This window comes from Parabacteroides gordonii MS-1 = DSM 23371 (genome assembly GCF_000969825.1).
Classification (GTDB): Bacteria; Bacteroidota; Bacteroidia; order Bacteroidales; family Tannerellaceae; genus Parabacteroides; species Parabacteroides gordonii.
On record NZ_KQ033919.1, the window covers coordinates 398,604 to 423,533 of the forward strand.

The following is a 24,930-nucleotide window of genomic DNA, read 5'->3' on the forward strand; positions in this document are numbered from 1 at the left end:
ATTAGCTCTTCCGGAGCTCCCTGAATGATTTGCCATAATTTGTAAATTTAAGATTAGTAATAAATTTTACCTTTGACGGAATGAACCGCCATTAAACAGAAAAGATATTTTTCAGTCTTATTTCATAAGCAATTTAATTTTAAAGGTTAATACTGTGTATTATTTGATTACTATAGTATCCTGTTTTATCTGGTACTGAATGCCTGTGTTTGTTTTGATCACATTCAGAATTTGGGTAAGGTCTTCACTGTTACGGAAACTTCCACTGAATTTTAATTTCTTGATCTTTTGATTGTCGTAACGAAATACTACATTATAATTCCGTTCCAACAGTTTGGTGATGTCTTGCAGATACATCATTTCAAAAGATAAATACCCGCCTCGCCACTGGGCAAATAATTTTTTATCATAAGGGGTTACTTCTATCTTATTCCCGCTTTTATGATAAATAGCAACCTGATTGGGGGTAAGCATAACCTGTTGTTTGGTAAGTGTGGGCTGAACGGCTACTTTTCCGCTGAAGAGTGTGGTTATCAGTTGAGGGTCTTCCGCATAAGCAGATATATTGAAAGCCGTCCCGACTGCTTTTACATTAATCCCGTTGGTTTTCACGATGAATGGTGTTTCCTTATTGGGAGCAACTTCGAAATAGGCTTCTCCGTTCAGGTGGATATCACGGTTTGAATGGCCGTAATCTTCTGCATATTGAATAGTCGTGCAGGAGTTTAACCATACTTTGGTTCCATCAGGAAGTTGCAGGTAGCTTTTTTCTCCTTTCAAGGTCACTAATTTGTAGTTCCCTATTATTGCGGGTGTTTTTTGATTTATAATATAGAAAGTGGCAAAAGATAGTCCGGCTCCAATGAAAATAGCCGCAACATACCTCATGATCTGATGAAGTGCTTTCTTTTGGGTGATAAAAAAGGATGGCTTTCCCTTGTTCGTGTTAATGGACGATAGCAAGCGTTCCCATTCTTTATCGACTTCTACTTCATTGATCAAACTTTCTTCAATTATATTTTTTATATACTCCTTCATTTTTCTATTTTACTTTTCCCTTTCTCTAAGTATGACACATTTACGGGATGGACTACTTACAAGATTGTTTTATTTTTTTATGTGATAAATTTGTTAAGAAGCCAAATAATCTTTCAGCCTGTTTTTTAGAATCTTAAGTGCCCTGTAAATTTGTGTTTCTACTGTTCGTATTGAGATATCGAGCGAATCGGCAATCTCCTGATTTCTCAATCCGTTTACACGGCTAAGTTTAAAAATGGATTTACATTGATCTGGTAATTCTTCTATCGTGTTTTCTGTTATTTGATCAATTTCAAGAACTGTTAGTTCAGAAAAAGGATTTGTATTCTCTATTATTTTATCCTTGTTTACATCAGAGTCTTTATTTTCTGTTGTATAGATCGTTTTGAGAGTACGTAAATGGTTTAAGCATTCATTCTGTACCGATTTATATAAATAAGCATTTAAAGAAGTATGAATGTCAATAGAGTCCCTTTTCTCCCAGAAATGAAGAAAGACATTTTGCAGAAGGTCTTTAGCCTCCTCCGGATCGGATATGAATTTCCGGCAATGAATGTATAACTGGATATAAACTGAATTAAACAAAGAGTTGAAAGTGGATACATCCCCTAATTTAATCTGTGTGATTATTTGCTCATCAGATGTCATTTTCTTGTCGAATGTTTTTATTATGAAGATAGATGCACAGGCCTGGTATTATTCAGACCTATGCATACTACCTGTAAACTATAACCTATCTTATAAGATATCTTCAGTTACTTTATCGAAATATCTGATACATTCTTTGATATCGGGAACTGAATTTTCCCAATTATATTCATATTCAATAGAGAACACACCTTTGAAATTCTGGGATTTTAGTTCTTTCAGCATGCCTTTTACATCTAATATGCCAGTGCCCCAAATTACATCATGCTGTTCTTTTTCTCCCTCCTTTTTAGGGGCTATATCTTTAAAATGTAAAGAGATAAGACGTCCTTTCAGCTTTTTCAGACAATCGATCTGATTTAGATTTTCTCTTCTCCAATGACCTACGTCTGCACAGGAGCCTAAAGATGTGCTGCGTTTGGATATTGCATTCAATAGATTTTCCGGTTTCCAGTAATCAGAAGGTTGGGGGTGATTATGGACTGAGATTTTAATATTGTACTGTTTGGAAAGTGTCTCTACTAAATCCCAATCGCCCAATGCCGGTTCACATGTGATAAATTCCATATCCATGTCTTTTGCAAACTGGAACATCTTTTCCCAATCAGAGGATTTTTCCGCAACATAAACGCCTGTTCCTACAATTTTTATATTTTTCGTTGCAGCCAGTTCCTTTAGTTCCTTTTGAGTCTTTTTATCCAGATTGAAATCAAATATTTTGTCTCCCCATTTGCCTCCCAGTTTATGGCCCGGATAGACTTCAATATATTTCAATCCCAGTTGCTGTGTCTTATCGAGAGCTTCAGTTAAAGTGAATAAATGAAAGCTATACGATTGCATTCCCAGGCGCCATCCGTTCTTTTCGGCTTTGGTCTGCCCCTGTGACGAAAATGTAAACAGGCTGCAAACCAGGACTATAAAAGCCTTGAGTAGTTGTTTTGTCATAACTGATTTACTGTTTTAATGATTATTTGGGCATTTCTGGCAAGGAGAATCCGTTATTGTATGTATGTTTGATCCATTCATTTGCCATCTCTGCTGCATTGAATTCAGCGAAGCGGCGATCGAAACGGGGATCTCCGTCGATAACCTTGAAATCGTCTACCGTTACAATTTTTATTTTATCTGTCGGAGAGATATTGGTAAACCTCATGTTTTCCCCATCCCATTGTAACTCCCGGTGCAATCCCTGCAGACCCGAAAGGCGAACGGCTAAAACGCCCATTACGACCATTTCATTGAAAGGCCCTGAGAACTGGAAGTTGGAAGATGCTTCTGTCCGGTTTTCCGGTGACTCCTTACAAGCCCTGATCCAGTCTTGTTCGTGTGCATTGGTAGACCATATATCACCGTTTCCCCCTTTTATTCGGGCTATCGTTGGCTTAGGCTGATTGAAATGTTCCATATCCGAGATTGGTAATAATGTCGGATTCATACCGTAGCACCCGGTCATGATCTGCCCTTTTGTTCCGATGAAGATGATACCTCCGTTTTCGTCACCCATCATCTGGCCGTCTTTCAGCTCTTCCGGACGTGGAGGCATGAGGCCGCCATCGTACCAGTAAACTTTTACTTCCGGCATTTTGACATTCCCTTTAGAAGGACGTTCCGGAAATGTGTAAGTCACAATTTGAGCATGTGGGGGTGAATATAGGTTACTCAAGGTTGAGCTACCGATTACACTGCTCGGATATTTCAAGTCCAGTGCCCAATAAAGCGGATCCATAATATGACAGGCCATATCACCGAGAGCCCCGGTACCGAAATCCCACCATCCGCGCCAGTTCCACGGAGTATAGACTGGATTGTACGGACGTTTTTGTGCCGGGCCGATGAATAGATCCCAATCCAATGTCTTCGGACATTTCGGTGCATCTTTCGGTTGCATCAAACCTTGTGGCCAGATAGGGCGGTCTGTCCAGCAATGTACCTCATATACATCACCGATGATACCAGCCTGTATCCATTCGGCAATTTGACGGCACCAATCAAAGGAATTACCCTGATTCCCCATCTGTGTAGCAACTTTGTACTTTTTAGCCAGCTTTGTCAGTAGACGTGATTCATATACGGAATGGGTCAGGGGTTTCTGTGTGTAGCAATGTTTTCCCAGTGTAATTGCATGGGCGGTAACACCTGCATGAGTATGATCCGGTGTGGCGACCATGATTGCATCGATCGATTTCCCCATTTCATCAAACATGACGCGCCAGTCTTTAAACCGTTTGGCCTGCGGGTAATCTTTAAATGTTTTATCGGCATATCCCCAATCCACATCGCATAAGGCAACAATATTTTCTGTATTCATATTTGCCAGGTTACGACGCCCCATACCACCAACACCAATACCTGCAATATTCAATTTATCACTGGGTGCCGTATGTCCAAAAGACTTTCCTAATACAGAACCGGGAACGATAGTCAGACCTGCCGCCGCTATGGCTCCTGTCTTTAAAAAGTTTCTTCTTGAAATGTTTTTCATAACTATTAAAAATTAAAGAAAACTATATTTGTTTTATTTATAAAGTAACTAAACGAAGGTTACGCCAGAGAACCTTAATACCACCTCCATCATGTATCTGTAAAGCGATACGTCCTTGTCCGGCACCGATCTTTTCATCATTGATATTGACCATTTTCTCACCGTTCAGCCAGGTTTGTACATTCTCACCTTGTACTCTGATACGCATAGTATTCCAGTCACCATATTTTAAAATAGACTCTTTTTCGTCAGGTATCTGGATTAACCAGCCACGGCCGTAAGATTCATAAATACCTCCGGTATCGAAACCGGTGGGAGCAACTTCCACCTGCCAGCCGTTTATCTTGACATCTTCTTCGACAAAGGAGCGGATGAATATTCCTGAGTTGCCGTCAGACTCTTGTTTAAATTCAACGGTAAGGTCGAAATCATCGTAGTATTTGCGTGTAGCCAAGTATCCATACTGCTTGTCCGGGCCACTTTCACATATTAAAAGGCTGTCTTTTACGTACCATAATTCTGTTCCGTATTTCTCCCATCCCTGAAGATCTACGCCATTAAATAAATTAACTTCTTCTGCTTTTCGAGGTAATTCTTTGATCTTAATATTACGGAACCATGCCGGGTAACCATGATCTTGCAGGCAAATCAATCCTTTACGGGCTAATCCGTATTCAGGTGCATGCCCCCATTTCCCGCTGTTTTTGCGGTTAAACCAGTCGTCAGACCAAGCATCAAACTCGATTGTCTTTTTACCGTTCATAAAATAGGTCACATGTCCGTTATCAAAAATGATCTTCGAGTTGTTCCATTGTCCTGCCGGGTTGATTGTGATTTTTGAGAAGTCGGGTAAATGCATTGCATAATCAACTCCACAACGTTGCCAGTCTTCTAACGGTTCGGCGAAATTGTCATCGTCGATTAACTGATATTCCGGGCCGGTGATATAAGGAACTGCAAATTGCGGACGTTCCAGAACATGGTATAATAGCCCGCTATTTCCTCCTTTTGATATTTTCCAGTCCCACGTGATTTCGAAGTTCTCATACATTTTGTCGGTTACAATATAACCGCTGGCATCGCTACCATGACCATTTGCCTGAATAGTCCCGTCTACTACTTCCCAGGGTCCGGTAAGGGCTATGCCATTATAATCACGCCAACCATTTAAAGTCTCGCCGTCGAACAAGAGTTGCCACCCCTCTGCCTTTTCCTGATCTGTCAGTGTATTGTGTTCCGTATTATTACAAGATGTAAATCCGAACATAATCATAATTACCACTGATAAGTAAAGTCTGCTTGAATATTTTTCTGTAATCATCATTTAAATTTTATGATATATAACTTTACTAGAGTGACAAGAATTGGGAGGGAGGTACTTACAATGGATTTGGTTTTTTATCTATTTTAACAAAAGGAAAGTGTAGTAATGTGGTTTAAACAAAAAGCCGGATCAATTTAAATTGAACCGGCTTCTGTAGAGTTTATTTATCTTTCAACAAATCAGGCCGTAACCGTGCTGTCCGTTCCTGCGATTGTTGTAACCGCCATTCTTCAATTTTACGTTGATGGCCGGAAAGAAGGACATCCGGTACTTTCCATCCTTTATATTCGGCTGGGCGTGTATAAACCGGGGGAGCCAGCAAGTCGTCCTGGAAAGAGTCGGAGAGGGCACTCTGCTCATCGCCAATTACACCTGGGATTAATCGAACGACGGCATCCGTTATGATTGCCGCTGCTAGTTCGCCACCGGTCAGCACATAATCGCCAACGGATATTTCTTTGGTGATCAGATGCTCCCGGACACGGTAGTCAATCCCTTTATAATGACCGCATAAGATGATCACATTGTTGAGCATCGACATACTGTTCGCCATCGGCTGGTTGAATGTTTCCCCATCCGGAGAAGTGTAAATAACTTCGTCATAGTCGCGTTCGCTTTTTAATGCAGATATAGCCCGGTCGATCGGTTCGATCTGCATGACCATTCCGGCTTCACCGCCAAAAGGATAGTCATCCACGCGCCGCCACTTGTCGGTCGTGTAATCACGTAGATTATGTAAATGTATTTCGGCCAGGTTTTTATCCTGTGCTCTTTTTACGATGGAACAGTTTATCATTCCATCGATCATTTCCGGCAGTACGGTTAGTATGTCAATACGCATAGAAGTTCATTTATTTATGGTACAAAAATACGTCATTATTTTATAGTTATCAAAATTCTGTTGGAGCTTAATTTCTTTTTACTACATTTGTAATCTGATAAAAACAGCAGAAAAATCAATGGCTTTTGCATTTTAGAAGCAGGAGTTTGATACAAGCAATAATATATCATGAAGAAAACACTTGGTGTAGGGCATTTTACGGTGTTACTGATAGTAATTGCGATAGCCATTTTAATTGTGACTACCGGATATTCTTATGTTAACAAGGGAAAGATCACATTTATTGATGAGGTGGACAACAGAGATATAGAGGCTAGTCTCCAATCCGATGAATTGAATTTATCCAACTCCAGTGAGTATAATAGCTGGAAGAACACATCAGATACTACTTTCAAAAGTTTGTATAACGGGAACCAGGCGGAAGATATTCTGGCTATGCGACCTGCGATGGTTATTTTGTGGGCAGGCTATGGTTTTTCTAAAAGTTATTATTCTCCAAGGGGACACATGTATGCTATCGATGATCTTCATCATAGTCTGCGTACGGGTTCTCCCCGAAAGGCAAATGACGGTCCGCAACCGGCTTCCTGCTGGTCATGTAAAAGCCTGGACGTTCCCCGGTTGGTGGATGAGATCGGTTTGCAGGGGTTCTACAAAAAGAAATGGTATGATTGGGGATCAGAAGTAGTCAATCCTGTCGGTTGTGCAGATTGTCATGATCCGGAAAGCATGGATCTGAGAGTTTCCCGTTCCTTTCTGACCGATGCTTTGAAACGGGGGAATAATCCAATAGAGAATGCCTCTAACCAAAAGATGCGTTCACTTATTTGTGCCCAGTGCCATGCAGAATATTATCTGAAAGGAGAAAATCAAGAAGTCGTTTTGCCGTGGGATAACGGATATACGGTTGAAGAGATTGAAAACTACTATGATCAGATCGGCTTTACGGATTTTACCCATAAATTAAGCAGAGCACCCATATTGAAAGCCCAGCATCCGGATTATGAACTGGCACAGATGGGAATTCATGCCCGCAGAGGCGTTTCCTGCGGCGAGTGTCATATGCCCTATATGGAAGAAGAACTGAGAGCGTATAATAACCATCATATACAAAGTCCGTTGGCTATGGTCGAAAAAACTTGCCAGTCTTGTCACCGTCAAAGTGCGGATGTACTTCGTCAGGATGTATATACCCGGCAGAACAAGGTGATGGAGATACGAACCCACCTGGAAAAGGAACTGGTGAAAGCACATATCGAAGCGAAGTTTGCCTGGGATAGGGGAGCCACGGAGAAACAGATGGAGCCCGTTCTTAAGTTATTGCGGCAGGCTCAATGGCGTTGGGACTTTTGTATAGCTTCACATGGTGCCGCATTTCACGCTCCCCAGGAAGTGGAACGTATATTGGGAGACGGCCTTTATAAAACAATGCAAGCCCGGTTGGAAGTAAAGGAGGTACTGAATAAACATGGTTACAACGATGATGTTCCTCTGCCGGATATCTCAACAAAAGAGAAAGCACAGAAATACATCGGACTGGATATCCAATCGGAAATGACAGCCAAAGAAGAGTTTCTTAAAATAGTTGTACCTCAATGGATTGAGGAAGCTAAAGCCAATAAACGCTTTATAGAGGAATATAAGGTAGCGAAATAGTAAATTTGCTTCCTTTCCCTTCCTCTGAATCCAGGAGAATAGTCCCTTTGAATGTCTTTATTATACTCAGGCTGATTGCCAGTCCGAGGCCTGTTCCTTTAGCAAACTCATCCAGTTTCTGGAAGCGTTCGAACACCTGTTTTATCTTATCCCGGGGAATACCTTTTCCTGTATCCTCAACTGAAAGTAAGATGCGTTCAGCATCGTACTCGTATCTGACTTTGATATATCCCTGGGTGGTAAACTTGGTCGCATTGTTAATAAAATTCGTAACCACCTGTGTCAACCTGAAACGGTCTGTATAGATAATAGCCGGAACCACCGGAACTTCTTTGATCAGCTCTACGCCTTCGGGCATAAGTAGCCGGTGTGTATTAAATATATCTTCCACCAGCTGGTTCAGATCGCAGTCGGCATAAGTGAAAGAGATCTGTCCGGATTCGATACGTGATAAATCGAGAATGTCGCTGATCAGTTTAAGAAGCAAATCATTATTTGTATTGATCAGGTTGATAAACTCATTCTTCTCCTCCTGTTCCAGCTCCATATCCGAACTGAGCAACTGGGAGAATCCGACGATGGCATTGAGCGGTGTGCGTATCTCGTGGCTCATATTGGCTAGAAACGCAGATTTCATCTTATCGGACTCTTCCGCCTTTTTCAACGCTTTGGTCAGACTTATCTCCGATTCTTTAATTTGCTGTATATTCAGGCAGAGACCGTTTACTTCGACAGAATAGTCGTTGTTCTCAGTATTAATGTTCGTGTTTTGTGCATACCGGAATTCCCACCACTGATGGCCTTTTTTGTTGAAGTCGTATCTCCTTCTCGTAATCTGCCGGGAAGGGAAGCCGTGATCCAGTTTATACCTGTTCAGCTGGAAGTCTGCCTGTTCATCCGAATGAATGGCATTGCTGAACTCTTCTGCACTGATCGGTTTTTCCGGCATATCCAGATAATGGTAAAACTCTTTATCAAAATAAAAGATACCATTTTTGTAACGGAACGTAAATATATTACCGCTTTCCAGGGCAAAGGAAAGAAATTCCTTTTCCCGTTTCAAATTTTCCTGTACTTCCTTTTTATGTGCTGTCTCTCTTTTATATAATATCCTTTGATAAATGATAATGACTATCAGTACAATTCCCAATAAAATGGCTAAACATATTATATATAACTGATAGCGTATATAGAAAGGAATGTTTATGATCTCGCTTCCGGCAGGGAGTTTGTTAAGGCTGATATCCCATTGATCCAGTATCTTATAATCGAAGACATACTTTTTGCCAGTTTCCGTAATTTGCGGAAAACTATTGGCCGGCGCTCCGTTCAATATATCGGCTATACGGTTGGCAGCCTGGATAGTCTGCTCTTCTTGTGTCGTCACATAGCCTCCGACCACACCATAATTATAACCGATCATCTCGTTGATGACAGAAAAGCCGGGGAAAGAACTGAAGCGCCCCAACGAAAGGGTCAGATAATCCCTCTTGATTGCCAGATAAGCTTTGTTATAATAGTTTTCACCCAGCCCTTTTACCAGTGACCGGGTTGCTTTTCCGTTGATGGTACTTATATACATTGCATCCGGTATTATCTTTTTGTCTTTGGATATCGATATGCCATTTTTTCCGGACAACCGTATTCCCTGGGTTGAAAGAATATTGTTATTTTTACAGATATCCTTGACTTGTTGATCCATATCTGCCAGGATTACTTTATCAGTCTCAAAATCATCCGTAACACGTACTACAATACATTTTCCGATGAGTCGTTCTATCAGTTCAACATTTGTTTTGTAATCCGGCTTGTTATGAAAACCGGTCATATTGGGAAATCTTTGGATAAAAGCCTTATTCGGATAATTCACTCCGGTAAAGACAACCGGAATCGTTTTAACAGAAGGATGGTCGCAGGTAAGTAAGGCATTCAGGGCCTGATCGTCACAAGTCAGAATTATGTCCGGACTCCACGACGACAAAGCATTCAGTTTCTCATATACAATTAGCCGTTGTTGTTTTTCTGTCTTTTTAGTACAGTCCAGATAAAGCGAGTGAACTTCTGCTTTTATATCCCTTTCCTGCAATTGTTCGGCAAATATCTTTTTAATCTCTTTATATCCCGGAAATCCGTTTTCATAAGATTGTATGATTAATATATGTTTTTGATGAGTCGTCTGGTTGCAGGAACTATTTAAAAATAAAAATAGAAAGAGCATACATATATATTGTATGGGTACTAGCTTGCTTAGCATATATTTTTGATAGAATAAAAGTCTTATCCCTAGTGTTTTATGTGTTTTAATATCTCGAAAATGATCCCTATGAAGTCTCCGGGTCTATCTCTTTGGCCGAAAACATGCCTCTAAATTAGACTGAATTTTTATATTGAACAAAGAATTTAGATGTGAAATGCTTAAAAACCGTTGATTTATAAGTTTTTTTAGAATGACGTGAGAATAAAGTCTGCACACACGTTGAATAATTATTCTATTATTTGTACTTTTGTCGGTCAAATTGCCCTTTGTAGTTAATCCTGCAAAAGGATATTTGTTTGATTGAATAAATTTTAAAACAATGAATATATCTTACAACTGGCTGAAAGAGTATCTTGATTTCGATTTACAGCCTGAAGAAGTATCAGCAGCACTAACCTCTATCGGTTTGGAAACCGGCGGAGTGGAAGAAGTTCAAACTATCAAAGGTGGACTGGAAGGATTGGTTATCGGTGAAGTTCTGACTTGTGAAGAACATCCGAATTCCGATCACCTGCATATTACGACCGTAAATGTAGGTGGCGAAGAACCTTTACAGATCGTTTGCGGTGCCCCGAATGTTGCAGCCGGCCAGAAAGTGGTTGTTGCTGTCAACGGTACGAAACTGTATGATGGTGATGAAGTCTTTACAATCAAAAGATCAAAGATCCGTGGCGTCGAGTCGAACGGTATGATCTGTGCGGAAGATGAGATCGGTATCGGAACAGACCATGCCGGTATTATTGTTCTCCCGGCTGATGCGGTTGTAGGAACTCCTGCAAAGGAATATTATAATGTAAAGAGCGACTATGTGCTGGAAGTGGATATTACTCCCAACCGTGTAGACGGTACTTCCCACTTCGGTGTGGCTCGCGACCTGGCTGCTTATTTGAAACAAAACGGTAAGCCGACAGCGTTGAAACGTCCTTCCGTCGATGCTTTCAAAATAGACGACGAAACTCCGGCTATCGAAGTGATCGTTGAAAATACGGAAGCCTGTCCCCGTTATTCTGGTGTGACAATCAAGGGCGTGACAGTAAAAGAAAGTCCGGAATGGTTGAAGAACCGTCTGAATATAATCGGCTTGCGTCCTATTAATAATGTAGTGGACGTAACGAACTTTGTTTTACATGAAATGGGACAACCTTTGCACTCATTCGATGCAGGCAAGGTAAAGGGCAATAAAGTGATCGTCAAGACACAACCGGAAGGAACGAAGTTCGTGACGCTGGATGGCGTAGAACGTACGTTGACCGATCGCGACCTGATGATCTGCAACACGGAAGATGCCATGTGTATCGGTGGTGTGTTCGGCGGCCTGGACTCAGGTGTAACGGAACAGACTACGGATGTATTCCTGGAATCGGCTTGCTTCCATCCGACCTGGATCCGTAAGACAGCCCGTCGTTTCGGTTTGAATACGGATGCCTCTTTCCGCTTCGAACGTGGATTGGATGCAAACAATACGATCTATGTATTGAAACGTGCCGCCCTGCTGATACAGGAAGTGGCCGGAGGTAAGATCACCGGAGCTATCCAGGATGTTTATCCTAACCCGGTACAGCCTTACACGGTTGAACTGACCTACGATAAGATCAACAGCCTGATCGGTAAAGATATTCCGGTAGAGACAGTTAAGAGTATCCTGGCCAGCCTGGAAATGGAGATCGTTTCGGAAACAGCCGAAGGATTGACGATCCATGTTCCGGTTTACCGTATCGATGTACAGCGTGATGTAGACGTGATCGAAGATATCCTTCGTATCTACGGATATAACAATATTGAGTTCAGCGACAGTGTGAAGTCGAACCTGAGCTACAAGACCGCTACCGACCGTAGCTACGAATTGCAGAACCTGATCTCCGAACAGCTTTGCGGTTCCGGTTTCAATGAAATCATGAACAACTCGCTGACACGTTCCGCTTATTACGACGAACTGACTACTTATCCGGTTTCTCATTGCGTTATGCTGATGAACCCGTTGAGTGCAGACCTGAACGGCATGCGTCAGACACTTTTGTTCGGCGGTCTGGAAAGTATCGAACATAATGCGAAACGTAAGAACGGCAATATCCGTTTCTTCGAGTTCGGTAACTGCTACGATTATAATGTAGAAAAGAAAAGAGAAGATGCCACGTTGGCCGAATATTCGGAAGATTATCGTCTGGGTATGTGGGTATGCGGTAACCGTGTAGAGAACAGTTGGGCTCATGCAGACGAAAAGTCTAGCGTTTACGAACTCAAAGCCTATGTTGAAAATATCCTTGTCCGCCTGGGTGTGAATATGAAGAAGGTCATCTTCGGAAACCTGAGCAACGATATCTACTCAACGGGTGTAAGTATCACGACTGCTAACGGTCGCGAACTGGGTACTTTCGGTATCGTAAACCGTAAGATCTGCAAAGCAATGGATATCGACTTCGATGTTTATTATGCGGAACTGTCCTGGACATTGCTGATGAAGGATACTAAGAAGAACAAGGTTACTTTCTCGGAAATCTCCAAGTTCCCGGCAGTAAAACGTGACCTGGCTTTGTTGCTCGATAAATCCGTACAGTTTGCTGAAATCGAAAAGATTGCCGAAGAAAGCGAACGCAAGCTGTTGAAGGAAGTTTCTCTGTTCGACGTTTACGAAGGCAAGAACCTGCCGGCAGGAAAGAAATCGTATGCCGTAAGCTTCTTCCTGCAGGACGAAACAAAGACATTGAACGATAAACAGATCGACGCAATCATGCAGAAGATCCGTAAGAATCTGGAAAGCAAGTTGGGTGCATCATTGAGATAAGACAAAAGTTTATAATAATATAATATAGATATAATATGGGAAGAGCGTTTGAGTTCCGTAAAGCAAGAAAATTTAAACGTTGGGGTAACATGGCCCGCGTATTCACAAAACTGGGTAAGGAAATCACTATTGCAGCGAAAGCCGGTGGCCCTGATCCGGAAAACAATCCCCATTTGCGTGCATTGATGCAGAATGCAAAGAAGGAGAATATGCCGAAGGACAATGTGGAACGTGCCATCAAGCGTGCTGTAGAAAAAGACTTTACCGGTTATAAGGAAATGAACTATGAAGGATACGGCCCGTTCGGTATCGCTATCTTCGTGGAAACAGCCACTGACAACACAACCCGTACGGTTGCCAATGTGCGCAGTTACTTCAACAAACACGGTGGTTCATTGGGTACAAGCGGTAGCCTCGAATTCCTGTTCGACCATAAGTGCGTATTCCATATTGCGAAGAAGGAAGGCATTTCACTGGAAGACCTGGAACTCGAATTGATCGATTATGGTGTGGATGAAGTGGATGAGGATGAAGACGAAGTCGTTATCTACGGCGAATTCTCCCAGAACTCTGCTATCCAGAAATATCTTGAAGAGAACGGTTACGAAATCACCAGTAGCGAGTTCGTACGTATCCCGAACGACCTGAAAGAAGTTACAGCCGAACAACGTGAAACATTGGATAAGCTGATCGAAAAGCTGGAAGAGGACGACGACGTTCAAAATGTGTTCCATAATATCAAGGAAGACGACAGCGAGGAAGAATAAAGTCCTATTCAATATGTTAAAAGGAAGTGATGCCGGAGTAATTCCCGCATCACTTTTTTTATATCGTTTGATTTTTATGTATTTTCGCGGCAGATAAATACATCTTATTAATTTCTGAACTAGTATATAATATTAAACTCTATCAAGTATGAAAAAGATCATTTTTCTTTGGGCAATCTTGTCCATTGCTATGATGTGTAGTCCTGTTTCTGCTCAAAAAGAGCTGGGTATTTTCAATTCTCTTTCGGTGGGTGTAAGTGCGGGTACAACAGGTATCGGCATTGATGTGGCAACCCCCGTCACTCCCCATTTCGCTATCCGCGGAGGTGTTTCTTTTATGCCGGGTATCAGTTTTGATACGGATGTGGATGTGGATTTGAAAGACCCGAAGTTAGAAGAAAACTCATCCCTTAATCTTACAGGTAACATGAAACGTGCATCCGGTGAGTTGCTGGTAAATTATTATCCGTTCCTGAGTTCTTCTTTTTTTGTTACTGCCGGTGCTTATTTCGGTGGCAACAAGCTGCTGAAGGTCAAAGGGCATAGCGATGAATTGGCCGAGTATGTGCAAGAAGGTGGCCAGGCCGGTATTATTATCGGCGATCAAGAGATTCCGGTCGATAAGAACGGTAATGTATCCGGTGGTTTTAAGGTATCGGGATTCCGCCCTTATATCGGTGTAGGCTTCGGACGTGCTGTTCCTAAAAAGCGTATAGGCGTACAGTTTGAACTGGGAGTACAATTCCACGGATCACCGAAACTTTACTCAAGTGCCGGAGATTTGAGTGGTGCATTAGCAGACAGTGACGATGATTTCACTAAGGTCATGGATAAGCTGACCGTTTATCCGGTGATGAAGGTTCGTTTCTGCGGCCGGTTATTCTGATCCTGTAAATAGTTTATCCGGACATTTGCCTTCAGCATTCATTTCTTGAAGGTAAATGTCTGGATATTTGTTTTTTAATAGATGGGGCAGTGATGGTAGAGCCTTCATTTAGCTTTCATTCTCCCTTCATTATGCCTTCATCCGGACGATAAATAAGACCGGATTATCCTCTTCCGTACGATCCGGGAAAGCATTCTTCACCTCTTCCCCCGAACGGCAATAGCAGAAAGAATTGTTATAGGCATCCAGCGATTTCAGGTCGGGGACTTTTCCTGTGTGATAGAAGTTATCTTCAAAACCACCCGTCACATTGTACGCATAATTTTCCCGGCGGTCGTAGCAGAACGTATAATTCAACTCTTCATCGGCGGCATTCGAGTAGGTGGAAACCAGATAGCGTCCGGCTATGCATAGCGGCAGGATCGATGAATAATCTTCATGGATATTCAGTTTGTTCCGGTTGATCAGATAGAGCGTGTCCGCCAGTAACTCGTCCGGCTGGGTGGAAGGCGAGTAGGCATACACATTCCCGTCGGCAACAGACAGTTCGGCAGGGAAGCAGGCTCCGAGATAGAAACGTCCCAGGTCGGCAGCCGTCAGTTTACGTGCATCCTGCAGATTAAGTGTCGTATCGAATTTATAGAGCCACTGGTTGACGCATTGTTTACCGGGCTCATTTGCGGAAGGCGACAACGATTGTGCCGTTATCCAGATATGGCGGTTGTGATACATCAGCCGGGTAGGAGTATTCAGGGGATTGATCCCGGCAAGGCTTTTTCTTTCCAGCAACGTCCCGTCGTAATCATAATAATAGACATTTTCCTTGTCGTCCATAATGATCAATTGTCTTTCGACCGGATCGATCACATAGTCGGCAACCAGGAAATGCTGATTGTTGGTAACCCGGCTCAGGAACTTGCCGGAACAGTCGAAATGGAAAAGCTGTCCGTTGCTTACCAGGAACAGTTCATTCCTGTCGCGCTTGATCTGCGTGGCATGTTTCAATCGGCAATCGGAAGTCGTTTCCAACGGGATGGCGATCACCTCTTCGGCAATGTCGGACAGGGAACCTTTGGTGGTGCTTTTCACCGGCATATCTTCGCTTATAATCTTATAACCTTCGTTTATATAGATTATCCCAACGAGCAAAAGCAATAGTAAACAGGTCTTTTTCATTTCATCATTCATTTAAAAAGGAACGTAAATATAACGCTTTTATCTTCCGATTATTGAGCGAAAGGCTGATTTCTTTTCACCTAGCTTTGCAGGAACACCCAGTTGTCACCATCCGACATACCTTCGTCCCAAGTGAAACCTTCCCACGAGAAGTTTTTCAGTTCTTCCGGGTCGGTGATCCGGTTTTTAAGTATGTGGCGGGTCATTTGTCCGCGTGCCATCTTCGTATAGATCACGATGGTTTTCGCGTTACCGTCTTTCCAGACTTTAAATTCGGGTGTGATGATGCGGGCTGCTTTGCCTAGCTTTTTCCAATCGAATGCCCCTTGTATCTCATGGCTGGCCAGATTCATCAGGATGTTATCGTTCTTCTTTACCTCGTCGATCAGCAGTTCCGTTTGCCGCGGACGCCAGAAATTGTACATATTCCCTTCGCCCAGTTCCGGCAGTTTCACTTCATATTCCATCCGGTAAGGCTTGATTTGGTCGAGCGGGCGCAACAATCCGTAGCAGATGGAGGCGATCCGCAGATGGTCGTTGGCATACAGGAAATCTTCTTCCGTAAAATCTTTGGAGTTGATATTCTTGAAAACCACTCCGGTATAAGCCAGCAATGCCTGAAGAGAGCGAACCTCTTCGGTATGGAACTCCTGGAACCGGTTGTAATTCTCCAGTGCCAGTTTCGGGTTCAGCTTCAATATCTTTTTCAGTTCGTCGATAGAGAACTGCGCCATATTCAGGGCGATTTCATTCGCTTCCTGTGCGAAACGGGGCGTCGATCCCGCAGGAGCTTTTATTTTAGAGGTGCCGGTCATTGTCTTGGCCGACGTGAGGATAATCAGCATATTTACTTGTTGTTTCTGGTTTACCGGGTAAATTTAATGCTTTCTTCCTTATATCCTAACTCAAAACATACGAATAACTATTATTTTTCTCCTATATTATTTTGCTTTTGAGCATGCTCGAAATTAATTTTTAGCATGGTCGAATTTAATTTTGAGCTAGCTCAAAATTGATTTTATGCTTGCACAAAAGAATAATTATTCGTATATTTCGAACTAAATAATAAGGACTTAAAACTTAAATCTATTGCTTATGTGTGCTAAATATACGTTCTATAAGAATCCGCCGAACCGTGAGACGGGAGAAACAGGTTCATTATATGCGAAAGTGGTCTCCGGTGGAAAGGTTACAACCGACAATCTGGCTGATGAGATAGCCGATATCTGTTCCTTCAGTTCCGCAGATGTAAAGGGGGTGATCCGTGCTTTGTCGGACAGGTTGGCCTTTCATTTGAAATATGGAGAAACCGTTGATCTGGATGGTATAGGTAATTTCTCCGTTACCTTAAAAACACCGAAAGACATCACCAGTCCGAAACAGATCCGTGCCGAGTCGATCAGCTTCAACAATGTTGTTTACCGTTCTTCTCCCCAACTCAAGCATCAACTAAGAGCAATGCCGTTGGAACGCGCCGTCCTTCCCAAACGCAAGGAACAGGCCGAAGAGGTTCGCCTGCAACGCATCCTCACCAAACTGGAAACTAACCACCTCATTTCCTCATCCGACTGTATGTGTTTTAACCAATGCAGCCGCTATCAGGCTTTGAAAGATCTGAAGAAGCTTCACGAACTAGGTAAACTGCTCCGGCTGGGAAGGGGCAAACAGAAGTATTATGTGCTGGCGGAAAACTGGCAGAAAGGGATGCGGAAAGAGGGGGAAATAAATGAGGAATAGAATGAAATGAAAATAAGAGAAGGTCATTTTTAAATCGTCAGCCAACGACTGGCGATTTAAAAATGAATGGGAAATTACTTATTTAGTTACTGTAGATATAAAGTATTGTAAATTCTGCTCTTCTTAAAATCCCATAGCTCTTTTTATTACTGCTGTGTCTTCTTCCGAGGTCAGCATCTTTAATAATTCAAATGCTACATTGGGAGCTGTCTCGGGGCAATAAGACGTAATAATATTACCATCAACTACTATTGGTTCGTTTACAACATTCACTCCAAATTCTTTCAGTTTATTTTGCCAATGGCCGTCTCTTAAGTGATAAGTAGTAGCTCTCCGGTTCTTAAGGATTCCACTTTTTCCTAGCGGGAATGCTCCGGAACAAACTGTCGCAATAATTTTACCTTTTGCATTGAATTCCCTGATTAAGTCAAGGAATCTTTCGTCATATACTTCTTCATAAAAACCGAATTCCTCAAATCCACCGGGGATTGCCAAAGCATCATATTCGTCAATGTTTATTTCATTAATGGTTTTATCTACTATTACAGGAACATTGAAAGTGCTTATGACCTTTTCTGTAAAACCACAAGTGTCTACAAATAAATTATGACCATAATCAACTCTGGCCCAACCTAAAACATCTATAAAAGCACTAAATTCCATTGTCTCAAATGCCTTTGCCAGAAACAGCAATACTTTCTTCTTTTGCATACTTTTCAACATTATTAATTTGTTAAATTTACTATCTGTTTTACTCTTATCGCTAATGTATTCATATAGTGGTATAGGGTATTGTAATTTAAGTGGCTTCCGTGGACTGTAAAGGTATAGGTGAATACTCTACCTTAAACTCTGTCTCCATATAAACCTCAATCTGTAATCCTATTTTGTATTTTCCGGGAGCTAGTATTCCTGCTTTGAAACTCTCTTTATCGTGGCGTGATTGTAAACCATTGGTGTCCCATGATATCGGAATACTGAATAGCATGGCTTCCCCGCCTTTCAATAGGGCATGGCTTTTCATCCATTTGACTTCTCCAATCCAGCCTGAACGGGCATACGGATGGACATTGTGCAATTCGTCTGTTCCGACACTGGGTAGGAATATGGGTTGTACTGACAGGTTGGTGTGATTTTCAAACAGAATGTGAAGTGAATCGTTCTTTGAGTTCAATACACGGAATTTGAAAGCACCTTTCATTTCGCTGTTTTTTACGGATTGAATACTATTGTCTGTTACGGTACAATAGGTATAGATATTGGCAAAGACATAGAAATGGATTTTGTATTTATTAGGCTCTAAAAGATATTTAAATTCTGACATGCTGATATGTTCCGGCAATGTGTCTCCCTTGGACAGAGTTCGACCTACTCCGGCAAACCCCATATTGTCAATGAATGGGAATTCAATCCATTCCCCGTTTTCCCATTGTTCCATTCTGTGGTATTCAAGTTCGGCGGAAGGAGCATCGACGTTGACCACGTCTAATATGATTTCGTTCGTTTTAGTCGTATAAACTGGCTTTTGGGTTTTTATCTTATAAGCATCCGGGTGGGTGATCGTTACATTAGGTATACGTTTCAAGGTCACTCGTTTGTTATATTGTTCTATCTCTGACAAAGGGATAGGGGCATCTATGTCGTATTGTTGTGTGTCGGTATCGGCAATGGTGATTTCGGTTGTACCGCTTGCACCGCCAATAATTGTCGGTTGCTTTTGTTTGTTGGTGCATCCGGTAAGAAGAATGCAAAGTAACAGATTGTATAAAATGACTGATCTCATAGGTATACGTTTTATGATTCAACGTTCATTCTTCCGTATCCGGTAGAATGGCTGGAATGTCTTTCTTTGGGTATATCTGTAAAAGTATGAAATTAATCTGAGAACCGATAGAAAGTGCGATTTTTATTTCTTATCGCTCGCTTAATAATTGTCGGAATGGAATTTATCCTATATATTTGAATAACCGTATGGTATGACACCAGGGTTTCATCAGAGAAATTATTATTTATGCTCCGATACATCAAAAACGAAGAACATTACTCTTTCCTTATCGAAGCGATCCGGCAGGCCAAACGAACAGTATGGATCGGGACTGCCGATATTAAAGACCTGTATATTAAGGAAGGAAAAGAGGCTGTCCCCTTGCTGAAGCTTTTGGAACAGAAGGTGAAGGAAGGGGTGGAGATCCGTTTGATCCATGCCAAGGAGCCGGGACAGAACTTTCGGGATGACTTCGATAAGTACCCGTTGCTTTGGAGCCGGATGGAACGTGTACTTTGCCCGCGTGTCCATTTTAAGTTGTTGATATTCGATCTGAAGCAAGTCTATATCGGATCAGCTAACCTGACAGGTGCCGCTTTAGGCATGAAAGGGAAAGACAACCGGAATTTCGAAGCGGGAGTGTTTACTTCGGTAGAGGAGCTGGTTAAAGAAGCGGTCGAACAGTTCGATTGCTTATGGATGGGCATTCCGTGTAAGAGTTGTAAGCGGAAGAAGTTTTGTTCGGACAGGATTGCCTGATAAGTATCGGTGGTCAAAAATAGTTTAAATATAAATAGATTATGACAGGTGCAATAGCAGGAGACATTATCGGCTCCGTTTACGAATTCGATAATATCAAGACGACGGACTTTCCGCTGTTTACGAACGAAAGTGATTATACGGACGATACGATCATGACGGTTGCCGTAGCCGACTGGTTGCTGAATGGGGGAGACCTGGCGAAAGTCATGCAACGATACGGACGTGAATATCCGTATCCTACAGGTGGTTATGGCGGACGTTTCAGCGGTTGGCTTCGTGAAAAAGAGCCGCAACCTTATAATAGTTGGGGCAATGGATCGGCAATGCGAGTAAGTGCTGTCGGATGGATGTTCGACTCGTTGGAAAAGACGTTGGAGGTAGCAAAGGAAACAGCCGTCGTTACTCATAATCATCCTGAAGGAATAAAAGGTGCACAAGCTACCGCCGCCGCTATCTATCTGGCTCGGACAGGGAAAAGCAAACAGGATATTAAGCAATATATCGAAACGACTTTCTCCTACGATCTGGGTCGTACCTGCGACGAGATACGACCCTTCTATCGTTTTAATGAAAGTTGCCAGGGAACCGTCCCCGAAGCAATGATTGCTTTCCTGGATAGCTCTGATTTTGAGAATGCTATCCGCTTAGCTGTCTCTTTAGGAGGCGACAGCGATACGTTGGCTTGTATTACCGGTGGGATCGCTGAGGCTTTTTATGGTATTCCGGAAGATATAGAAAAACAAGTTTCTGATAAGTTGCCCGGAACTTTTCAGAAAGTGATAAAAGAATTCAAAAACAAGTGATCTCGTTATTTCGTTAGTTTATCCTTCAGGGTTATGTGTCCATTGGCGTAATTCCCGATGACATTACGGTCTTTGTCGAGTATATAGCCATTTGAATAGTAACCCTGTATCTTCTTTTCCTTGTCCAGAATATATCCGTTAGAATAATATCCTATTGTTTTTGATTGTTTATTAAGGATATATCCGTTGTTGTACATTGATGGTACGTTTTCATGTATAGGACTGATATCATAGTAACCTTCGGCAGTTTTTATTATTTCATGACGGCCTTCTCCTATCCATGTATTCCAGGAGTTTATGACCATCACGATAAACTGAAAGAGATCTTCAGACATGCCAGCCTCTTTACCAGATGTCAAATTAAGAACCAGTCTGTTGTCTTTAACGGAAAGTCTTTTTTTTGCCCTTGTTAAAGCTTCCAGATAAACCACTTGATTATATGCGTAATCATAGTTCCATCCTTTTGTATTCAGAGCGTCTATTGCATCATAGGACATGGCTTCTGTGGTCTTTAGAAAGGTTGAATCAGTGATAGTAGCACGGTATCTATTAGCTTCTTCCCATAATTTCCGGTCATTCTTTAATCCTGTATTACGGGGAGAACTACAACATATAAAGATGATAGTGCATGAAAATAGCAGGAATTTTCTGGTACACTTGCATGAAGCGATAAACAGTGTTCCAAATAAATAGTTTGATTTCATGGGATTAACAGTTTTGAGTACATCTGTAAATGTACGATATTAATCTGAATGATCAAGAGAAAGTTCTATTTATCTCCCATCTTCTATCTCTTTAATCTTTTTTATCTCCGCATTCAGCTTTTTGAATTGCGCAGGTAAGATGTACTTCAGATTAATAAAGATCGAGGCAGCCATGACGAACATGATGAGAAGCATCATGATAGCGCCTTCGGTAGTCGTAAATATGGGGGCATTGATGATTAAAAAGATTCCGGCTATGCCGACCGGGCTGCTGCAATAATTCCGCTTTGTTACCTTTAGTTTGTATAGGATTAGTACCCCGGCAAATGAAAAAGTCACAATGTATGATCTTTTTATTGCTAGGCGAATATACTACTATCCGTCCGTATAGTTATAATGTCGGAGTAATCTTGTTTTTGTGCAAACTTTTTTTGCTTTCCTGTTGTTTTGATACCGAAAGTGCACAATATGTCGTTAATACCGACTGATCGACATAGTTTCTTTCTCTTGTATTTATATAAATATGACAAAATGACTTGTTTTTGATTTGGTATCTGTTTTGTAGAGATATAGGTGGAAATTTGAAATAAGAAAGATAACAAGAAAAGAATATAAGGTATGAATTTAAACAATTTTACAATCAAGTCACAGGAAGCTGTTCAGCAGGCCGTTCAGTTGGTTCAGAAGAATAACCAGCAGGTGATCGAGCCGGTGCATTTGCTTAAGGCTGTCATTATGACGGGCGAAAGCGTGACCAACTTCCTCTTTCAGAAACTGGGCGTGAATATCCAGAATCTGAACATGGTGCTGGATCGTCAGATAGAATCCTATCCGAAAGTATCCGGTGGTGAACCTTATTTGTCCAGTGAATCGAATGCCGTTTTGCAGAAGGCAATCGACTACTCGGGCAAGATGGGAGATCAATATGTTTCTCTGGAACATATCATCCTCGCCCTGTTGACAGTAAAAAGTACTGCTTCACAGATATTGAAAGATGCAGGTGTTACAGAAAATGAACTGAGTAAAGCTATTGAAGAATTACGTAAAGGTAATAAGGTAACCAGCCAGTCGGCTGAAGATACGTACGACTCATTGAGTAAATACGCTATCAACCTGAACGAACGTGCCCGAAGCGGCAAGCTCGATCCCGTGATCGGTCGTGATGACGAGATCCGTCGTGTCTTGCAGATCCTGAGCCGTCGTACAAAGAACAATCCGATCCTGATCGGTGAACCGGGGGTGGGTAAGACTGCGATCGCTGAAGGTCTGGCTCATCGTATCGTACGTGGAGACGTTCCGGAGAATCTGAAGTCGAAACAGATCTTCTCTTTGGATATGGGTGCCCTGATTGCCGGAGCCAAATACAAAGGGGAGTTTGAGGAACGGTTAAAATCCGTAGTCAATGAAGTGACTAAGTCGGATGGTGAGATCATCCTCTTCATTGATGAAATACATACCTTGGTAGGAGCAGGTAAAAGCGACGGTGCAATGGATGCCGCCAATATCCTGAAACCTGCCCTGGCACGTGGTGAACTGCGTTCCATCGGTGCAACTACTTTGGATGAGTATCAGAAATACTTTGAAAAGGATAAAGCACTGGAACGTCGTTTCCAGGTGGTGATGGTGGAAGAACCGGATGAGCTGGATACTATTTCCATCCTTCGTGGTCTGAAGGAAAAGTACGAGAATCACCATAAGGTACGTATCAAAGATGATGCTATCATCTCGGCCGTTCAGCTTTCGAGCCGTTATATTACAGACCGTTTCCTTCCGGATAAGGCGATCGACCTGATGGATGAGGCTGCTGCCCGTCTGCGTTTGCAGGTAGACTCGGTGCCGGAATCGTTGGATGAAGTTTCCCGTCGTATCAAACAGCTGGAAATTGAACGCGAAGCAATCAAACGTGAAAATGATAAGCCGAAACTGGAACAGTTGAACAAGGAAATCGCGAACCTGAAGGAAGAAGAAAAGAAACAGAAAGCCCAGTGGGAAAGCGAAAAAGAACAGATCAACAAGATCCAGCAGAATAAGATAGATATCGAAAACCTGAAGTTTGAAGCCGATAAGGCCGAGCGTGAAGGTGATTACGGTAAAGTAGCCGAAATCCGTTACGGCAAACTCCAGGCGAAGGAAGAAGAGATCAAGGAAATACAGGCGAAACTGCATACGATGCAGGGTGCCGCCGCTATGATCAAGGAAGAAGTGGATAGTGAAGATATCGCGGACGTGGTATCCCGTTGGACGGGTATTCCTGTCAACAAGATGATGCAGAGTGAAAAAGATAAGCTGCTTCGTCTGGAAGACGAACTGCATACCCGTGTGATCGGCCAGGAGGAAGCTATCAGCGCTATTGCTGATGCCGTACGCCGTAGCCGTGCCGGATTGCAGGATCCGAAACGTCCGATCGGTTCTTTTATCTTCCTCGGTACAACCGGTGTCGGTAAGACAGAGCTTGCCAAAGCGTTGGCTGAATATCTGTTTGACGATGAAAACATGATGACCCGTATCGATATGAGCGAGTATCAGGAGAAATTCAGTGCGACCCGTTTGATCGGAGCACCTCCGGGATATGTCGGTTATGATGAAGGTGGCCAGTTGACGGAAGCGATCCGTCGTAAACCTTATTCCGTAGTCCTTTTCGATGAAATAGAGAAGGCGCATCCGGACGTATTCAACATCCTGTTGCAGGTATTGGACGACGGTCGTCTGACGGATAATAAGGGACGTGTCGTAAACTTCAAGAATACGATCATCATCATGACCAGCAATATGGGCTCGTCGTTGATCCGTGACAGTTTCGAAAAGATCACTCCCGACAACCGTGAGCAGGTGATCGATGAAACTCGTATACAGGTACTGGAATTACTGAAAAAGACGATCCGTCCGGAATTCCTGAACCGTATCGACGAAATCATCATGTTCACCCCGCTGAATGAAGAAGAGATCCGCAAGATCGTTACTTTGCAGTTGAACAGTGTGAAGAAGATGCTGGCTAATAACGGTGTGGCTTTAAACTTCACAGAGCCTGCCATCGACTTCCTGTCGGATGCCGGATATGATTCTCAATTCGGTGCCCGTCCTGTGAAACGTGCTATCCAGAAGTATGTCCTCAATGAATTGTCGAAGGAAATACTCGGTATGAAGATCGACCGCAACCGCCCGATCCTGATTGATAGGGAAGGAGATGGATTAGTGTTTAAGAATTAATCATATATTAATAATGTATAAAGAACAAGGCTTCTCCCGTATCAGGGAGAGGCCTTTTCTCTTTTTATTGTATATTACGGCAACTAAATTGAATA

General features: G+C 42.4%; 21 protein-coding genes. 8 read left to right on the forward strand and 13 right to left on the reverse strand.

Annotated features, from left to right (window positions below; all coding sequences use genetic code 11):
• Nucleotides 1-159: 159 nt before the first annotated feature.
• From HMPREF1536_RS01585 to trmD, 6 genes are all read right to left on the reverse strand, one after another.
• A complete protein-coding gene (locus HMPREF1536_RS01585; protein WP_028730389.1) occupies nucleotides 160-1,038 on the reverse strand; it encodes a FecR family protein in 879 nt (292 codons plus the stop codon).
• A 93-nt stretch (nucleotides 1,039-1,131) separates the two neighbouring features.
• Nucleotides 1,132-1,686, reverse strand: a complete 555-nt coding sequence (locus HMPREF1536_RS26940) for an RNA polymerase sigma factor (protein WP_081693447.1) — start codon at nucleotides 1,684-1,686, stop codon at nucleotides 1,132-1,134.
• 90 nt (nucleotides 1,687-1,776) lie between these two features.
• Entirely contained in the window at nucleotides 1,777-2,631 is an 855-nt protein-coding gene (locus HMPREF1536_RS01600; protein WP_028730390.1) for a sugar phosphate isomerase/epimerase family protein, read from the reverse strand.
• Between the two features lie 22 nt (nucleotides 2,632-2,653).
• Nucleotides 2,654-4,168 (reverse strand): Gfo/Idh/MocA family oxidoreductase, encoded by a 1,515-nt coding sequence (locus HMPREF1536_RS01605; RefSeq protein ID WP_028730391.1) that lies wholly within the window; start codon nucleotides 4,166-4,168, stop codon nucleotides 2,654-2,656.
• A gap of 37 nt (nucleotides 4,169-4,205) precedes the next feature.
• Nucleotides 4,206-5,441, reverse strand: a complete 1,236-nt coding sequence (locus tag HMPREF1536_RS01610; RefSeq protein WP_225607998.1) for a 3-keto-disaccharide hydrolase — start codon at nucleotides 5,439-5,441, stop codon at nucleotides 4,206-4,208.
• A 211-nt stretch (nucleotides 5,442-5,652) separates the two neighbouring features.
• Nucleotides 5,653-6,333 carry a tRNA (guanosine(37)-N1)-methyltransferase TrmD gene (gene trmD, locus HMPREF1536_RS01615; protein WP_028730393.1) on the reverse strand — a complete coding sequence of 227 codons (681 nt, stop codon included), beginning with the start codon at nucleotides 6,331-6,333 and terminating at the stop codon, nucleotides 5,653-5,655.
• 168 nt (nucleotides 6,334-6,501) lie between these two features.
• Between trmD and nrfA the strand changes: the two genes are divergently transcribed.
• Entirely contained in the window at nucleotides 6,502-7,989 is a 1,488-nt protein-coding gene (nrfA, locus tag HMPREF1536_RS01620) for an ammonia-forming cytochrome c nitrite reductase (protein ID WP_028730394.1), read from the forward strand.
• Here nrfA and HMPREF1536_RS01625 read toward each other — a convergent pair.
• Nucleotides 7,961-10,243, reverse strand: coding sequence for a sensor histidine kinase (locus HMPREF1536_RS01625; RefSeq protein WP_028730395.1), 2,283 nt, complete (start codon nucleotides 10,241-10,243; stop codon nucleotides 7,961-7,963). The genes nrfA and HMPREF1536_RS01625 overlap by 29 nt on opposite strands.
• A gap of 322 nt (nucleotides 10,244-10,565) precedes the next feature.
• On the opposite strand from HMPREF1536_RS01625, the gene pheT reads away from it, so the two are divergent.
• The 3 genes from pheT to HMPREF1536_RS01640 all read left to right on the forward strand — a co-directional run bounded on the left by pheT (nucleotide 10,566) and on the right by HMPREF1536_RS01640 (nucleotide 14,681).
• A complete protein-coding gene (pheT, locus tag HMPREF1536_RS01630) occupies nucleotides 10,566-13,028 on the forward strand; it encodes a phenylalanine--tRNA ligase subunit beta (RefSeq protein WP_028730396.1) in 2,463 nt (820 codons plus the stop codon).
• A 35-nt stretch (nucleotides 13,029-13,063) separates the two neighbouring features.
• A complete protein-coding gene (locus HMPREF1536_RS01635) occupies nucleotides 13,064-13,795 on the forward strand; it encodes a YebC/PmpR family DNA-binding transcriptional regulator (RefSeq protein WP_028730397.1) in 732 nt (243 codons plus the stop codon).
• Between the two features lie 148 nt (nucleotides 13,796-13,943).
• Nucleotides 13,944-14,681: a hypothetical protein gene (locus HMPREF1536_RS01640; RefSeq protein ID WP_028730398.1), complete on the forward strand. Its 738-nt coding sequence runs from the start codon at nucleotides 13,944-13,946 to the stop codon at nucleotides 14,679-14,681.
• Between the two features lie 129 nt (nucleotides 14,682-14,810).
• On the opposite strand, the gene HMPREF1536_RS01645 is transcribed toward HMPREF1536_RS01640, so the two are convergent.
• Together HMPREF1536_RS01645 and yaaA are read right to left on the reverse strand one after the other, a co-directional pair.
• Nucleotides 14,811-15,857 (reverse strand): 6-bladed beta-propeller, encoded by a 1,047-nt coding sequence (locus HMPREF1536_RS01645; RefSeq protein ID WP_028730399.1) that lies wholly within the window; start codon nucleotides 15,855-15,857, stop codon nucleotides 14,811-14,813.
• Nucleotides 15,858-15,937: 80 nt separating this feature from the next.
• Complete coding sequence (yaaA, locus tag HMPREF1536_RS01650; RefSeq protein WP_028730400.1) at nucleotides 15,938-16,702, reverse strand: peroxide stress protein YaaA; 765 nt, start codon at nucleotides 16,700-16,702, stop codon at nucleotides 15,938-15,940.
• Nucleotides 16,703-16,952: 250 nt separating this feature from the next.
• On the opposite strand from yaaA, the gene HMPREF1536_RS01655 reads away from it, so the two are divergent.
• On the forward strand, nucleotides 16,953-17,594 hold the full coding sequence (locus tag HMPREF1536_RS01655; RefSeq protein WP_052349953.1) for an HU family DNA-binding protein: 642 nt from the start codon (nucleotides 16,953-16,955) through the stop codon (nucleotides 17,592-17,594).
• 123 nt (nucleotides 17,595-17,717) lie between these two features.
• Here the strand turns inward: HMPREF1536_RS01655 and HMPREF1536_RS01660 are convergent, their stop codons facing one another.
• Together HMPREF1536_RS01660 and HMPREF1536_RS01665 are read right to left on the reverse strand one after the other, a co-directional pair.
• A complete protein-coding gene (locus tag HMPREF1536_RS01660; RefSeq protein WP_028730401.1) occupies nucleotides 17,718-18,305 on the reverse strand; it encodes a DJ-1/PfpI family protein in 588 nt (195 codons plus the stop codon).
• An 88-nt stretch (nucleotides 18,306-18,393) separates the two neighbouring features.
• Nucleotides 18,394-19,377, reverse strand: coding sequence for an immunoglobulin-like domain-containing protein (locus tag HMPREF1536_RS01665; protein ID WP_087880950.1), 984 nt, complete (start codon nucleotides 19,375-19,377; stop codon nucleotides 18,394-18,396).
• A gap of 228 nt (nucleotides 19,378-19,605) precedes the next feature.
• Between HMPREF1536_RS01665 and HMPREF1536_RS01670 the strand changes: the two genes are divergently transcribed.
• Both HMPREF1536_RS01670 and HMPREF1536_RS01675 read left to right on the forward strand, forming a co-directional pair.
• The gene (locus HMPREF1536_RS01670) at nucleotides 19,606-20,118 is read left to right on the forward strand and encodes a phospholipase D-like domain-containing protein (protein WP_028730402.1); all 513 of its coding nucleotides are present in this window, start codon (nucleotides 19,606-19,608) and stop codon (nucleotides 20,116-20,118) included.
• 41 nt (nucleotides 20,119-20,159) lie between these two features.
• Complete coding sequence (locus HMPREF1536_RS01675) at nucleotides 20,160-20,924, forward strand: ADP-ribosylglycohydrolase family protein (protein ID WP_028730403.1); 765 nt, start codon at nucleotides 20,160-20,162, stop codon at nucleotides 20,922-20,924.
• Between the two features lie 5 nt (nucleotides 20,925-20,929).
• On the opposite strand, the gene HMPREF1536_RS26520 is transcribed toward HMPREF1536_RS01675, so the two are convergent.
• Both HMPREF1536_RS26520 and HMPREF1536_RS01685 read right to left on the reverse strand, forming a co-directional pair.
• Complete coding sequence (locus tag HMPREF1536_RS26520; RefSeq protein ID WP_147337548.1) at nucleotides 20,930-21,628, reverse strand: hypothetical protein; 699 nt, start codon at nucleotides 21,626-21,628, stop codon at nucleotides 20,930-20,932.
• Between the two features lie 69 nt (nucleotides 21,629-21,697).
• A complete protein-coding gene (locus HMPREF1536_RS01685; RefSeq protein ID WP_028730404.1) occupies nucleotides 21,698-21,967 on the reverse strand; it encodes a hypothetical protein in 270 nt (89 codons plus the stop codon).
• Between the two features lie 279 nt (nucleotides 21,968-22,246).
• On the opposite strand from HMPREF1536_RS01685, the gene clpB reads away from it, so the two are divergent.
• Entirely contained in the window at nucleotides 22,247-24,835 is a 2,589-nt protein-coding gene (gene clpB / locus HMPREF1536_RS01695; protein WP_028730406.1) for an ATP-dependent chaperone ClpB, read from the forward strand.
• The last annotated feature ends 95 nt before the right edge of the window (nucleotides 24,836-24,930 follow it).

Coding starts and splice junctions, on each gene's coding strand:
- yaaA (WP_028730400.1), bottom strand. CDS start 16,702: ATGCTGATTATCCTCACGTCGGCCAAGACAATGACCGGCACCTCTAAA.
- HMPREF1536_RS26520 (WP_147337548.1), bottom strand. CDS start 21,628: ATGAAATCAAACTATTTATTTGGAACACTGTTTATCGCTTCATGCAAG.
- HMPREF1536_RS01645 (WP_028730399.1), bottom strand. CDS start 15,857: ATGAAAAAGACCTGTTTACTATTGCTTTTGCTCGTTGGGATAATCTAT.
- HMPREF1536_RS01585 (WP_028730389.1), bottom strand. CDS start 1,038: ATGAAGGAGTATATAAAAAATATAATTGAAGAAAGTTTGATCAATGAA.
- HMPREF1536_RS01660 (WP_028730401.1), bottom strand. CDS start 18,305: ATGCAAAAGAAGAAAGTATTGCTGTTTCTGGCAAAGGCATTTGAGACA.
- HMPREF1536_RS01610 (WP_225607998.1), bottom strand. CDS start 5,441: ATGATTATGTTCGGATTTACATCTTGTAATAATACGGAACACAATACA.
- clpB (WP_028730406.1), top strand. CDS start 22,247: ATGAATTTAAACAATTTTACAATCAAGTCACAGGAAGCTGTTCAGCAG.
- HMPREF1536_RS01670 (WP_028730402.1), top strand. CDS start 19,606: ATGCTCCGATACATCAAAAACGAAGAACATTACTCTTTCCTTATCGAA.
- HMPREF1536_RS01640 (WP_028730398.1), top strand. CDS start 13,944: ATGAAAAAGATCATTTTTCTTTGGGCAATCTTGTCCATTGCTATGATG.
- HMPREF1536_RS01635 (WP_028730397.1), top strand. CDS start 13,064: ATGGGAAGAGCGTTTGAGTTCCGTAAAGCAAGAAAATTTAAACGTTGG.
- HMPREF1536_RS01675 (WP_028730403.1), top strand. CDS start 20,160: ATGACAGGTGCAATAGCAGGAGACATTATCGGCTCCGTTTACGAATTC.
- HMPREF1536_RS01655 (WP_052349953.1), top strand. CDS start 16,953: ATGTGTGCTAAATATACGTTCTATAAGAATCCGCCGAACCGTGAGACG.
- pheT (WP_028730396.1), top strand. CDS start 10,566: ATGAATATATCTTACAACTGGCTGAAAGAGTATCTTGATTTCGATTTA.
- HMPREF1536_RS01665 (WP_087880950.1), bottom strand. CDS start 19,377: ATGAGATCAGTCATTTTATACAATCTGTTACTTTGCATTCTTCTTACC.
- HMPREF1536_RS01625 (WP_028730395.1), bottom strand. CDS start 10,243: ATGCTAAGCAAGCTAGTACCCATACAATATATATGTATGCTCTTTCTA.
- HMPREF1536_RS26940 (WP_081693447.1), bottom strand. CDS start 1,686: ATGACATCTGATGAGCAAATAATCACACAGATTAAATTAGGGGATGTA.
- trmD (WP_028730393.1), bottom strand. CDS start 6,333: ATGCGTATTGACATACTAACCGTACTGCCGGAAATGATCGATGGAATG.
- HMPREF1536_RS01600 (WP_028730390.1), bottom strand. CDS start 2,631: ATGACAAAACAACTACTCAAGGCTTTTATAGTCCTGGTTTGCAGCCTG.
- HMPREF1536_RS01605 (WP_028730391.1), bottom strand. CDS start 4,168: ATGAAAAACATTTCAAGAAGAAACTTTTTAAAGACAGGAGCCATAGCG.
- nrfA (WP_028730394.1), top strand. CDS start 6,502: ATGAAGAAAACACTTGGTGTAGGGCATTTTACGGTGTTACTGATAGTA.